Genomic DNA, 13,649 nt, shown 5'->3' on the forward strand with positions numbered 1-13,649 from the left:
GCTGGCCCATTGCCCCTCCCTTCACTTTGAGCGTAAGCGTCCGCCCAGCACCGTCTTCCGTCCCTGACTGGGTTCCCCCAGAGTGGTGCCCACCAAATATCTGGTGGGGACCACTTTGGCCACGAATGGCATCACCCGGGTAACCCGCAAGGGGCGTCCGAACTACCCGATCGACTTCAAGCGCCAGCTCGCCGCCCTCGCGTGCGAGCCGGGGATCTCGGTGGCGAAGCTCGCGCTCGCGCATGGCCTCAATGCCAACCTGCTGTTCAAGTGGCGCCGCCACTACCGTGCCGGCCTGTTCGGCAGGCCACAACCGGAGCACGTAGCGGCTGCGACGCCTGGCGGGAGCATGATGCCGAAACTGCTGCCGGTGATGACTTTGTCGGCGACGGCCAGGCAGGACTTGGCGGGCGTGGAGCAGGCGGCTGCGCTCGAGATCGTCGTGGGCGGCGCCACCGTGCGGGTGCTCGGCGAGGTCAGTCGCGAGGCGCTGCGCACGGTCCTCGATTGTCTGGCCGAGCGGGCATGATCGGCCTGCCGGCGCACACACGCATCTGGCTCGTAGCCGGAGTCACTGACATGCGGCGCGGCATGGACGGCTTGGCAGCGCTCGTGCAAGGGGCGCTCGCCGAGAATCCGTTCTCCGGGCATGTCTTCATCTTCCGGGGGCGGCGGGGCGATCTCGTGAAGCTGCTGTGGTGGAGCGGCGACGGCCTGTGTCTCTTCGCGAAGCGCCTCGAACGGGGTCGCTTCATCTGGCCGCAGGCGACCGAGGGGGCGGTGCATCTGACGACGGCGCAGCTGTCGATGCTGCTCGAGGGCATCGACTGGCGTCGGCCCGAGCGGACCTGGCAGCCCGACTGCGCGGCGTAAGTCAAGAGGCATATCGGGCACGGGGGGCTGTTCACGCCTCGCAGCATCGCGTAGACTCTCGTCATGCACGCGACGACGCCCCTTCCCGACGACCAGGCTGTGCTCAAGGCCCTGGTGACGGCCCAGCAGGCCGAGATCGCGCGTCTGAACCTGATCATCGCCAAGCTGCGTCGGATGCAGTTCGGTCGCCGCTCCGAGCAGTTGGACGGCACGCTCGCCCAGCTCGAGCTCGCCCTCGAGGGCATCGAGGCCGCCAGGCGCGAAGCGGGCGCAGACGTTTCGCCGGACACGACGTCCGGGGTAGCTCCGTCACCGAAACGCCCCGCCCGCAAACCCTTGCCGGATCACCTGCCGCGCGAGACCGTGGAACACTCGCCCGCCGAAGGCAACTGCCCGGACTGCGGCAGCACTTTCGTCAAGCTCGGCGAGGACGTCGCGGAGATGCTCGAGTACGTGCCGGCGCACTTCAAGGTCATCCGGCACGTGCGCCCGAAGCTCGCCTGCTCGCACTGCGAGCGCATCGTGCAGGCGGCCGCCCCGCGCGGCCGATCGAGCGCGGACTGCCCGGGCCGGCGTTGCTGGCGCACGTGCTGGTGGGCAAGTTCTGCGACCACCTGCCGCTGTACCGGCAAAGTGCCATCTACGCTCGGGCCGGCGTCGAGCTCGACCGCTCGACGCTCGCCGACTGGGTCGGGCAATCGGCACAACTGCTCGATCCCCTGGTCGGGGCGCTGCGCCGCCACGTGCTCGCCGCCGACAAGGTCCATGCTGACGACACCCCGCTGCCGGTGCTCGCACCCGGCCAAGGACGGACCAAGACCGCGCGGCTGTGGACCTACGTGCGCGATGATCGCCCCGCGGGCAGCAATGATCCACCGGCCGTATGGTTCGCGTACTCGCCCAATCGCAAGGGCGAGCATCCGCAGCGTCACCTGCGAGCCTTCTGCGGCATCCTGCAGGCGGATGCCTATGCCGGTTTCCATCCCTTGTACGCCACTGGGCGGGTACAGGAGGCTGGCTGCTGGGCGCACGTGCGCCGCAAGTTCTTCGATGTGCATCGGGCGCAGGCCTCTCCGATCGCCGCCGAGGCGCTCGCGCGGATCGGCCAGCTGTACGCCATCGAAGCAAACATTCGCGGTGAGCCACCGCCGATTCGCCGCGCGGCGCGGCAGGGCCAGGCGCGCCCGCTGCTGGAGGCTCTCCAAGCCTGGCTCGAAACCCAGAGCCGGCGCGTGTCGCGCAAGTCCGGCATCAGCGAGGCGATCCAGTACGCCCTGAACCACTGGCAGGCGCTCGTCCGCTATGCGGAAGACGGCCGCATCGAGATCGACAACAACGCCGCCGAGCGCGCCCTGCGGGCGGTGGCGACGGGGCGTTCATTGTGCACCTCCTTCTGAAACCTCGATAAACATTGGGAGTTGTCCTTCGACGTCGTTGCGACACGGGCGATGTTTGCAGGTCAACGCGGCGCCAACCGCCTCGGTATGCAGGTCGCTGGCGCGGATTTGCCACGGCGCATCGGGCATTACCTGCTCGGCGGGGAGAATCCGATCCTTGATCAGGCGACGGATTGCGTGGTTGGTGACGCCGAGCAGTTTCGCGGCCTCCGACATTGTCAACCATTCGCCATTCTTCTGCGCCGACCGGTAGGCATTGATACCGCGGACCCGCCGCAGGGAGCTGACGCGATGGGCAGTCCAGGTCTTGCCTTGCCCGGTGCGGATCCCCATCCGGTTCAGCGATGCAGCGATGTCTTGATCCGACCACCGCGTTGCCATGCTGCGAATGACTGCCAGGGCTTCGTCAGACGTGCAGCATCCATGCTCGCCCGACTTGGGCTTGCGGATCCGTAGCTGTGAGTGCTGGCCGCCTTGCCAATGGATCGTCAGGATGACTTCACGCGCCGTCTCGTCCACGTTGGCAACAATATCGATGATCAGTGCACGAACCAGTTGTTGGCGCGTGCGCATGGTGACGCCTGGAGCGTTCCACGCAGCATGGAGGTCCTCGGCAAGCCCTGCAAAGTCAGGGGTGGGGATGTCCGACGCTGGTGTGCATACCGATTCCAGGCGTGCCTGGCAGGTTTGTACGCGGCGTAGCGCAGTTTCCCAATTCTTCTCCAGTTGCGCGGCGATCAGGCGGTTATCGGGATCGCAGGCGGCATAGCGCCGCTCCGCGAGCGTCGCTTCGTACTGAGCCTGCTGCAGTTCGAGTTCGACAATCCGCCGCTGCTCGTTCAGGATGTCCATGTGCATTTGCTCGGCGTGAAGAGCTGCTTCAATCGCCACGGGTTCAACAACGCGCATAAGCTCTGTCGCGATCGCAGCATCGACACGAGATCCGCCGAAGCTCATGCATCGGGGCGGCATGTCGAAGCGGTCACATCGATAGACCGGCTGTGGTATGCGGCCAGTATAGGCCACCGACAGGCGGCGCCCGCAACGCGCACATGCAAGCAGGCCTGCGAGCAGTGCTCGCCCGCCGCGACCCGATTTCACGTCACCCGCCTTGCCATAAGCGTTGGCCGCGAGCTGCTTCTGATTGCGCTCGAATTCCGTCCAGTCGATGTAGCCTTCGTGGTGCTCCTTGAGCAGCACGTCCCATTCTTCAAACGGTTTGCGGTGCTTGTAGCTCTTGCGTGCGCGGCCCTCTACGATTGCCGTCTGCTTCCCGCTTTTGCCGTACGCGTATGCCCCGGCGTAGAACGGATTCTTGAGCACCGAGATCACATTACGATAGCGTATCGGCGTCCAGTCGAAGTGCGTCAGTGTCCGGCCGTCGGAGGGGCGCGGAAAGTGAACCTGTTCGGCTCGCAGCGACAGCAGCACTTGCCGTGCGCTGCCCAGTTCGCGGAAACGGGCGAAGACCAGACGTATGACTTCCTGCAATCGCAGGTTCGGATCGAGACCCAATCCAACTTCTCGATGCCAGATGTAACCCACCGGTACGCTGATCCGCAATTCGCCACGGTGAGCCTTGCCGCGTGCGGCATCGAGCATGCGGGTACGCAGAACGTTGAGCTCGAATTCACTGATGCTGCCCTTCATGCCGAGCAGCAGCCGGTCGTTTGGCCGACACGGATCGTACAATCCATCCAGGTCGATTACCCGCGCCTCTACGAGGCCGCAAAGTTCGAGCAGATGGTGCCAGTCGCGCCCGTTGCGCGCGAGACGTGATGCGTCCAGGCAAAGGACAGCTCCAACTTCGCCCGCACAGAGCAATGCCACAAGGCGCTCGAACCCGGGCCGAGCCACCATTCCGCTTGCCGATCGACCCAGATCATCATCGATAACCTCGATGTCGCGGAATCCACGACGCTTTGCTTCTTCCACCAGTTCGTATTGGCGGCGCTGGCTTTCCAGATTCATCTGGACCTGAGTCTGGGTCGACTGCCGAACATAGACTACCGCCTTGCGATTGAGCAAAAGCGCTGGCAAACGATCAATGTTCGTCATCGTCATGCTCCTTCGCGGTGACGACGCCGGCGGCCTGCATCAGCAGGCTCGCAAGATGTGTAATTGCCCTTGTGCGCTGGGCCGAGCTCATCCCCTGAAGTTCGACGGGGTCGAACGTCATGTTCATTTGTCGCGGCACCGACCACGGCGACTGCAGGCCTGCTGGAACGACGTTGGGCGGCTTGTCCATTGCGTTTCTCCCGGACGGTGTTGGAATCGTCCGGCGAGTTTCCTCGCAAATGTCGATCGACAAGCAGTTGATGCAGATCGCACAACGCCGCCACAGTGACCCTCGGCTCACCCAGTTTCATGGCTGAACACGCGGCAGGATCGAGCATCCATGCTGCAATTACTTTGACTACGCAAGGGTCGGATTCAACGTGAACTACGTGGCCTCGGCCACGCTGCTCGATGTCGCGAACCTTGACGCGGCGCCCATACAACGGATGCCATCGATAATGGACTTCAGCTTCCTGCCCGATATGGGCAGAATGAACGGGAACTGGCATTGGGACGCAAGAATTTCCTCTTCGGCGGCTCGGATGCCGGGGGCGAGCGCGCAGCAGCCCTCTACAGCCTGATCGGTTCGGCCAAACTCCACGGTCTCGACCCGCAAGCGTACCTGCGCGACGTGCTCGGACGCATCGGTGAGCATCCGATCAACCGGATCGAAGAACTGTTGCCCTGGAATCTGGACCGCGACCCATCCGAACTCCTGCGCAAGGCGGCCTGACCATGGGCACTGTCGTACGACTTGCGAAGGCGCGGCCCGCGCCGCACCGGCTGCAACTGAGGATTGAACTCGCCTGGATCAAACCGGCCATCTGGCGCCGCGTGGTCGTGCCGGAAACCCTCACGCTGCCGAAGCTGCACCAGGTCATCCAGGCCGTGATGGGCTGGCTCGACTGCCACCTGCACGAGTTCGAGATCGCGGGCGAGCGCTACGGCATCCCGGATCCCGATTACGACTTCGAACCCGTGCGCTCCGAACAGCGCGTGCGGCTCGCGACTGCGCTGGGCGGCGCCAAGTCGTTTCGCTACGTCTATGACTTCGGCGACGACTGGGAGCATCGCATCAGGGTCGAACGCCGCCTGCCGCCCGACCCGCTCTTCAACACCGCGCTCTGCCTTGCCGGCGCCAATGCCAGTCCGCCCGAGGATGTCGGTGGCGAACCCGGCTACGCGGACTTCGTCGCCGCGATGGCCGACCCGAACCATCCCGAGCACCACGCCATGCTCGCATGGCACGGGAAGTCCTTCGACCCGACCGCCTTCGACATCGAGACCGTCGATTTGCGCCTGCACAAAATCAAGCTCTGAACGTCAAGACGGTCTGGGGCGGACGCTTACCTTTGAGCGACTGCTTTCCTCGAAGCTTAATGACGGCGTTGGATCGGATCCGACTGTAGGCTGAAGTGACAAGCGGTCATTGACCGCGACAAGCAGACGAAGGGCAGGTAACCAGCGCATTCCCGACCGACGCGTGCCGCAGGCTCAATGGCCCCTCAGGCCGACAAACAGACATGCGGCCAGTGTTTTTCCGATAAGAGATTGACGATAAGCGGCCCCTCGCATTCATCCACTGACCCCGAAAACCACGCTAATCGGCGAACTCCCCTTGTGACTCTGATACTCAACCGCCCCGTGATAGATGAACGGCGCCCCCCTCCCGCCCTCCAGTTTCGTTTCCCGCACGAACAGGTGCAGTGAAATGCCGAGCTTGCGATGCTCAATGATCTCCCGCCCGCGCTTGCTATCGGGCGTTGTCGAGTTCTGGCTCTGCCAGTGAAAGGTGTGCTCGTCGATCCAGTGGTCGAGGTAGCGGTGATCTTCGGCCTTGCCTTGCTTGTTCAGCGTCACGAGTAGGACGTGTGCCTTCTTCTCATTCAGCACGACATGGCCGCTGTTCCAACTTCCCGGGTTGAAGGTCTCACCGAACAGCGCCGGAATATCCTCGCGCATGAAGGGTTCGCCAATCGCGAGTTCGAGCGGATCGATGACCTCCTTGAAGCGCGCCAGCGTGCGCATGTCGTCTGTGGCGAGCAGGTCCTCGTAGTCGGGATTGTTCGCCTTCAAAAGGTAGCTGCCGTCACGCGTTTTGGTGACCACGCGAAGCAAGTACTGGTTGTCGCCGGCTTCGTCTTGGCGTTCGATCGCCATGACGCTGCCGGTGATCGAACCTGCGTTTGTCGGGCCGACGAGTTCGAGTAGCAGGTAATCGCCGTCTCGGACGGGGTTCTTGCCGCCGTTCATGGAGTTGCCCGAGGCGCGGGCGATGAAATTGCGGGCGGGGTCGAGGTGGCCGTGGCGGTGTCCGAGGCTGCGGTGCTCTTCGGCGTCCGCGCTGCCGGTGCGGAAATGTCCGCAGGCGATCTTGAGGTTCGGGAAGTAAGGTAGTTCGGTGCGCTTAGGAGCCGGACGTTGGAAGGGGACGACGTTGCCGGGCACCGGCGTGCTGGTGATGCGGCGGACCTCGTAGGCGGCGAGGCGGTAGTCGACGAGTTCCTGCACCAGCGCGGCAAAGGTCTCGCGGTCTGCCGCGGCGACCTCGAAAGCAGGTTGCAGGCGCTCTTGCACGATGCTGAAAAACCTCGCACTCGCATTGGCTTGATTGCCGCCGACCCAGGCATTCACCGGATTCCTTCGCCAGTAGCGCTGCCACGCCTCGCTGATGCCGTCTGCTGAATCGGTCGATGTGTCAGAGAGGTCCACGAGCAAGGGGCGTCGACGCTGCAAGACTTGCCAGGAGCGCTCGGCGAGTGCAGGCAGGCCGGGTGGAGTGCTCCACCCGTCGAGCTCTTGCAGCGCTTCAAGTAGCACCATCTTGAAGCTCTTCGTCATCTGGGTGACTTCCACTTCACGCAGAAACGCCTTGTGCTTTTCTGCGACCGCGGTTTCCTCCGGGCCGAGGTCGCCCATTTCTCCGACGAGTTCGAACCAGCTGCCGAACTGCTGCCTCGCGCGGCCGACGTTGGCACCGCTGCGATAGAACTCGGCGAGCGTCGGCCGACGGCCGAAACCGTTTTTCAGGGCCTCGTATTCTTTGGCGAGGCCGTCGGTGTCGAGCGACTTCAGGAAGTCGATCAGTTGCAGGTCGTAATTGATGAAGCAACCATCGGGTAGAGCAAGCACGTTCTTCTCGACCTTACGCGCGAAGTCGGCGAGCTGGCGATAACTGGCGCCAATGCCGGTCAGCGCTTGTGGCTTGTGCAGGAAGCTCACGTGGTTGCCGATGAAGTCGAGCACGACGAGCTTATCTTTTCCATCCGCTTTGCGCAGACCGCGGCCGAGTTGCTGCAGGAAGAGGATTTTGGATTCGGTGGGGCGCAGCATCATCACCGTGTCGATCGCCGGCAGGTCGACGCCCTCGTTGAAGAGGTCGACCGAGAAGATGATCTGCAAACGGCCGCCGGCGAGGCGCTCGAGCGCTTCGGCGCGGCTCAGCGGGGAGCCGCCGTACACCGCGGCGGCGGAGACCCCGGCGCGGCCGAACTGCTCGGCCATGAATTCGGCCTGTCGGATCGATACGCAGAACGCGAGCGTGCGTTGCTGCGCGCGCTCGCGCCATTGCTGGAGCGCATGGCGGGCTCGCGCGAGCGTGGCGAGCTTGTTCGATAGCTGCTCCGGGTCGAAGCGGCCGTAGCGCCATGGGATTTCGCGGTAGTCGACTGACTCGTCGTAGATGCCGAAATAATGGAACGGTGCGAGCAGCTTGGCGGTAATGCCGTCAAACAGGTTGCAGGTGTAGACGAGGTTGTCGTCGCACAGCGAAAGAATGTCCGATTGGTCGCTGCGATCCGGTGTTGCGGTGAGGCCGAGCAGGAACTGCGGCGCGAAGTGAGTGAGCAGGCGGCGATAGGTGGCCGCGGCGGCATGGTGAAATTCGTCGATGACGACGTAATCGAAGTGCTGCGGCGCAAAGCGCTCGAGATGCTCGGCGCGGCTCAGTGTTTGCACCGAGGCGCACAGCACGTCGACCTGGCTGTCGCGTGCCTGTCCCATGTAGAAGCCGACGCGCGCCTTCGGACGAATGCGCAGGAAGGTTTCGGCAGCTTGGCTGAGGATTTCCTCGCGATGGGCGACGAAGAGCACACGACGCGCGCCGGTCTGCTCGGCGTCGAAGGCGGCGAGCCAAGTCTTGCCGAGGCCGGTGGCGAGCACGACGAGACCGCGGCGATAGCCTTCGGCACGACTGGCGGCCAAGGTTTTGAGCGCGCTGCTTTGCACCGGTGTGGGTGTCGGTGGCGCTTCGACCTCTTCGGTCCCCGGTGCGACCACGCGCTCAGCGCGTATGCGGCGAGCTTCGTAACGATCGATCCACGCGTCGCTAAGCGAGGCGGTGCGTGGATCGCGAAACAGCGCCTCGAAGCGCGCGCGGGCCTCCAAAAATCCGTCGTCGCCCGGGTAATCGACGCGGTAATTCCATTCCAGACCGTCTTTCAGTGCCTGTCGGCTGATGTTGCTGGAGCCGATGAAGGCAGCACCATGCAGTCCGCCGTCGCCTTTGAGGTGCGCGAACAGGTAGGCCTTCATGTGGAAGCTGCTGCCAGCGGACTCGTAGACGCGCACTTGTGCACCTTGCTCCTGCAGCAGCATCAGCAGGCGCAGGGCTTCGGGATCGGTGACGTCGAGGTAATCGCTGGTGATGATGCGCAGGCGAGCGGGAGGGCGCGCGCGTTCGCCGTCCACGCCGAGCGCAGCATGCAGGTCGGGCAGCAGCAGGCGCAGACCGGTGGTCTTGACGAAGGCCACGGCGAGGTCGATTTCGTCGGCCTGGGCGATCGCGGCGCACAGGTGCGGCAGAAAGGGATTCGGGGTGCCGCCCGTGATGAGTTTGCGGCTCGCGACGTCCGCACGACGCACGAGCGCGTTCAACCAGTGTTCTTCACGCCCGGGGCGTTGGTCGACCGTCGTCCAGCATTCGACTGCATCTAATTCCGCCTGCTCGGCGATCCAGCCGCGCAGCCGCATCTCGTTCGCGTCCGTGAAGTGCCGCCCTTCGTGCGTGCGCTCGCCCTCGCCGAGCTTGAAGCTAAGATAGAGCGTGGCGCCAGGCTTGAGCGCGCGGCAGAGCAGGCGCAGGGCGTCGGGGATTTCGGCTTCGCGCACGTGCAGCAGGCTTGCGCAGGCCCAGATGCCATCGTAGCGGGCTTGCTCGTCCACTTCCTGGATACGCCGGACGGCGACCGGCCCGCCGAGGTGTTCGGCGGCGAGGCGGGCGAGCTCCGGGCTGGCGTCGAAGGCTGCAACGCGGTAGCCGGCGGCGATGAAAGCCTTGCTGTCGCGGCCAGAGCCGCAGCCGGCGTCGAGGATCAGGCCACCGGCGGGGACGTGGGCGAGAAAGCGCGCGTGCAGTGCGCTCATGTCGACGGCGACTGTATCGTCAAAGAAGCGCGCGGCGTTTGCGGCGTAGTAGGCGAGGGTGTTGGACATTCGGCGCAGCGAGCGAAGAGTGTCACGAGTATCCCATACAACTTCGTGAGCTTTCCCTCATGTACTGCGGGTAACGACAGCTTACCGTCGGCGCTGGTGACCGCGCATCGGATCGGTAGTACGCATTCACCGGAAGGAGAAGCTGCCCGCGCAGGGCGAATAGCAAAGACGCAAGACGGAAACGCTGTACCGTGTGTCACCTGGTAAGGAGCCGAAGTTGCTGGATGAGGGAAGCTATTCTTGGTCACCGTCGCGCTCGCGCGAGCAGCTTGCATTTGCTGAGGAGCGCCTGAAATCGTTGGGCTTTCAATGCTTGACCGACAACAATGTTCAAACATGGGTGGATGAGCGGGCCGATTACGTGGCGTATGCGGATCCCCGTCAGGCCGGAAGGCTGGAGTTCGAGGTCTGGCGCAACCCTTGCCCAAACGTATGGCTCCCAATTCGCGGCATCGGCACATGGCGGGCAGTTTCCCCCTGCTCGACTCGTGGAAAAATGATTTGCCCGAGAAATATTCTTATCGCGTAACCCAGTGTCTGGCACGTTAGTCTGCTGCATTACGCATGGCGGGTATTGCATGAGCACTAGGCCACCCGCAACGTCGAAAGTAAGGGGCGGGTGTGGGGCGGGGGCGGGCGGCGAAGTGGCGGGAAAAGGGGTAATTACCCTTTAGTAAGGGTAATGGAAAGGGTAGCAACTCAGGTCTGAAGCCATTCCTGGATGAGAACCGACGCACGTCCGCAGCATTGCTTGCCATTACCCACCTGCCCCAAGAGCGATTCTTCGGTAGTCAACCCAGCACCACCAATACCCTCAAAGCCCGGACTTGCTCCGGGCTTTGTCTTATCTGCCCGAAACGCCAGCCGTGGCGCGGGTTCCAGCGATGCGTGCGAAAGGTGCGGTCGCACCTGGAAGCCTACATTCGTCATAAATTACATAAAAATGAGGCAGAGAGGGCTCTCTACTCTCTGTTCGTGCGGAAGGCGGTTTCGCACGCGTCCTATACGAATCAATGGGTTGCGAAGGTGAATCGCCCCGGGTTTCGCGGAGGCCGTTTTGTGTGAGTCAGGCGGCGACCGCCTGCTCGCCAAGGCTGCGGTAATAGTTTGCCTCGGCTTCGGCTGGGGGAATGTACCCGATCGGCTCAAGTAACCGGTGATGGTTGAACCACGAGACCCATTCGAGGGTGGCCAGCTCGACCGCTTCGACGCTTTTCCAGGGCCCACGCCGGTGAATGACTTCTGCCTTGTAGAGCCCGTTGATGGTTTCGGCGAGCGCGTTGTCGTAGCTGTCGCCCCGGCTGCCGACCGACGGCTCGATGCCCGCTTCTGCCAGTCGCTCGCTGTATCGGATCGAGACGTACTGCGAGCCGCGATCGCTATGATGAATCAAAGCATTACGTTCGGGTTGGCGCGCCCACAGGGACTGTTCCAGCGCATCGAGGACGAACTCCGTGCGCATGGACCGGCTGACGCGCCAACCTACGATGTAGCGGGCGAAGACGTCGATGACGAAGGCGACGTACACGAAACCCTGCCAGGTCGAGACATAGGTGAAGTCGGAAACCCAGAGCTGGTTCGGGCGCTGCGCGGCGAACTGACGATTGACGCGATCGAGCGGACAAGGAGCAGCAGGATCCGGCCGGGTAGTCCGCATGACCTTGCCGCGCATGGCGCCGCGCAGCCCTTTGACACGCATCAACCGCTCAACCGTGCAGCGGGCGACCTCAAGGCCTTCGCGCCGCAACTGCCGCCATACCTTGCGCGCTCCATACACCTGCAGATTCGCCTGCCAGATCCGCTCGATGTGGTCCTCCAGCATCGCGTCGCGACGGGCCCGCGCACAGCGCAAAGCCGGATCGCGCCGGCGCGCCACGGCACGTCGATAAGCCGACGGGGCGACCTGCAGCACCTTGCAGATCGGCTCGACCCCGAAGTGCTCGCGGTGCGTGTCGATGAAACCGTTCATCACTTGTTGCGGCGGTCGAGCTCCGCCTGCGCGAAATACGCGCTGGCCAGGCGCAGGATCTCGTTGGCCTTCTTCAGCTCGCGGACCTCGCGCTCGAGTTCCCTGATGCGTTGCTGCTCGGCGTTCGTGAGCCCCTCGCGCTGGCCGGTGTCGCGCTCATGCTGGCGAACCCACCGGCGCAGTGTCTCCGCCGTGCAGCCAATCTTTGCCGCGATCGAGACGATCGCCGCCCACTGGGATTCGTACTGACCCTTGGCCTCACACACCATACGCACGGCGCGCTCGGTGACCTCGGGGGAGAACTTCGCTGTCTTTTTCATGGGCTCCATCTTCTCAAGAGTTGGAGCCTCCGCAAAACCCGGGGCGATTCATTGTGCCCATCTAGGATTGCAGAGTCAGTTGCGACAACTAAGAATGGGTTGCCCGGGGCGGTGTCCCGAGAAGTGGTGTAACAGCGTGAGGGAGTGAAGTGTTTGCCGTGGTGGCCCTGCAGGGCCACCACGGCGGGCGCGAAGTCGGCGGGTCATCGGAGATCTTCGGTAAGGTAGGAGTCGCGACACTTCAACCGAACCATGAGGAAGACCCCGATGACCCAAGACAGGATGCAGCTTTCCGAGCTGCTTGAGAAGGCCGGCGCCGACGACATCGTGCGCGAGATGATCGGCTTCGTCGCCCAGCGCCTGATGGAGCTGGACGTGGCCAATCGCTGTGGCGCAGCGCACGGCGAACGCAGCGAAGAGCGGACCAACTCGCGCAACGGCTACCGCGACCGCAACTGGGACACGCGTGCCGGCACGGTCGCGCTGCGCATCCCGAAGCTGCGCACGGGCAGCTACTTTCCGCCCTTCCTGGAGCCGCGGCGTACCGCCGAGAGAGCGCTCGCGGCGGTGATCCAGGAAACCTACGTGCAGGGCATCTCCACCCGCTCGGTCGATGATCTGGTGCAGGCCATGGGCATGAGCGGGATCTCCAAGAGCCAGGTCTCGCGCCTGTGCGCCGAGATCGACGAGCGGGTGCAGACCTTCCTGCAACGCCCGATCGAGGGCGACTGGCCCTACCTGTGGATCGACGCCACTTACCTGAAGGTGCGCGAGGCCGGCCGGATCGTCTCGGTGGCCGCCATAATCGCCATCGGTGCGAACACCGATGGACGACGCGAGGTGCTGGGCATGCAGGTCGGCGCCTCTGAGGCCGAGCCGTTCTGGACCGGGTTCCTGCGCAGCCTCACCCGGCGCGGGCTGCGCGGCGTCAAGCTGGTGATCTCCGACGCCCACGAGGGGCTCAAGGCCGCCGTGCGCAAGGTGATCTCGGCCAGTTGGCAGCGCTGCCGGGTGCATTTCATGCGCAACGTGCTCGTGCATGCGCCGGCCGGGCAACGCCGTGTCGTCTCCGCCCTGGTCGCGACGATCTTTGCCCAGACCACCGAGCGCGCAGCGCGTGACCAATGGCGCACGGTCGCCGACCAGTTACGCGAGCGCTTTCCGAAGATCGGAAAGCTGATGGACGAGGCCGAGGACGACGTGCTGGCACACATGAGCTTCCCGAAGGAGCACCGCACGAAGATCCACAGCACCAACCCGCTCGAGCGCCTCAACGGCGAGATCAAGCGCCGTACCGACGTCGTTGGCATCTTCCCGAACGAGGCCTCGATCTACCGTCTGGCAGGGGCCTTGCTGCTCGAGCAGAACGACGAATGGGCCCTGCAGCGCCGTTACATGACGCTGGAAACGCTCGCCGAAGTTGGTGACAATTCCAACGTCAGCCTGCCTGCGGTCGCAGCCTGACACGGGCTCCTGCCAAACCGGAGACGATGACCCGCCGACCGCTTCTGCTGACGATTCTTACACCACGCCCCGGGACACGATCCCCCTGGCCGCGAAGCCACGCGTACATATCGGCGGATTGCTTGTCCTTCCCGT

General features: G+C 63.9%; 8 protein-coding genes, 2 pseudogenes and 1 other annotated feature. Of the genes and pseudogenes, 6 read left to right on the forward strand and 4 right to left on the reverse strand.

Features of this window, described 5'->3' with window-relative positions:
• Positions 1-82: 82 nt before the first annotated feature.
• From PA01_19865 to PA01_19875, 3 genes and pseudogenes are all read left to right on the forward strand, one after another.
• A complete protein-coding gene (locus PA01_19865) occupies positions 83-529 on the forward strand; it encodes a transposase (protein ID KAI5911884.1) in 447 nt (148 codons plus the stop codon).
• Positions 526-873, forward strand: a complete 348-nt coding sequence (gene tnpB / locus PA01_19870; protein ID KAI5911885.1) for an IS66 family insertion sequence element accessory protein TnpB — start codon at positions 526-528, stop codon at positions 871-873. The genes PA01_19865 and tnpB overlap by 4 nt, the downstream gene beginning before the upstream one ends.
• Before the next feature lie 63 nt (positions 874-936).
• Positions 937-2,249 (forward strand): annotated as a pseudogene (locus tag PA01_19875) (IS66 family transposase).
• Here PA01_19875 and PA01_19880 read toward each other — a convergent pair.
• Positions 2,250-4,328 (reverse strand): recombinase family protein, encoded by a 2,079-nt coding sequence (locus PA01_19880; GenBank protein ID KAI5911886.1) that lies wholly within the window; start codon positions 4,326-4,328, stop codon positions 2,250-2,252.
• Positions 4,315-4,518 carry a hypothetical protein gene (locus tag PA01_19885; GenBank protein KAI5911887.1) on the reverse strand — a complete coding sequence of 68 codons (204 nt, stop codon included), beginning with the start codon at positions 4,516-4,518 and terminating at the stop codon, positions 4,315-4,317. The genes PA01_19880 and PA01_19885 overlap by 14 nt, the downstream gene beginning before the upstream one ends.
• Before the next feature lie 306 nt (positions 4,519-4,824).
• On the opposite strand from PA01_19885, the pseudogene PA01_19890 reads away from it, so the two are divergent.
• Positions 4,825-5,061, forward strand: a pseudogene (locus PA01_19890) (transposase domain-containing protein).
• Positions 5,062-5,063: 2 nt separating this feature from the next.
• Complete coding sequence (locus PA01_19895) at positions 5,064-5,648, forward strand: plasmid pRiA4b ORF-3 family protein (GenBank protein KAI5911888.1); 585 nt, start codon at positions 5,064-5,066, stop codon at positions 5,646-5,648.
• 255 nt (positions 5,649-5,903) lie between these two features.
• On the opposite strand, the gene PA01_19900 is transcribed toward PA01_19895, so the two are convergent.
• Together PA01_19900 and PA01_19905 are read right to left on the reverse strand one after the other, a co-directional pair.
• A complete protein-coding gene (locus PA01_19900; GenBank protein KAI5911889.1) occupies positions 5,904-9,761 on the reverse strand; it encodes a DUF3427 domain-containing protein in 3,858 nt (1,285 codons plus the stop codon).
• 1,066 nt (positions 9,762-10,827) lie between these two features.
• Positions 10,828-12,050, reverse strand: a protein-coding gene (locus PA01_19905) for an IS3 family transposase (protein ID KAI5911890.1) whose coding sequence is annotated in 2 segments (ribosomal slippage) — positions 10,828-11,768 and positions 11,768-12,050 — 1,224 coding nt in all. Because the reading frame shifts where the segments join, the coding sequence is not laid out codon by codon here.
• Positions 11,656-11,772, reverse strand: a sequence feature (AL1L pseudoknot). It overlaps the preceding gene by 117 nt.
• Before the next feature lie 267 nt (positions 12,051-12,317).
• Here PA01_19905 and PA01_19910 point away from each other — a divergent pair.
• On the forward strand, positions 12,318-13,514 hold the full coding sequence (locus tag PA01_19910; GenBank protein KAI5911891.1) for an IS256 family transposase: 1,197 nt from the start codon (positions 12,318-12,320) through the stop codon (positions 13,512-13,514).
• Positions 13,515-13,649 lie beyond the last annotated feature (135 nt).

The sequence above is a fragment of the Azoarcus sp. PA01 genome (genome assembly GCA_001274695.2).
Taxonomy (GTDB): domain Bacteria; phylum Pseudomonadota; class Gammaproteobacteria; order Burkholderiales; family Rhodocyclaceae; genus Aromatoleum.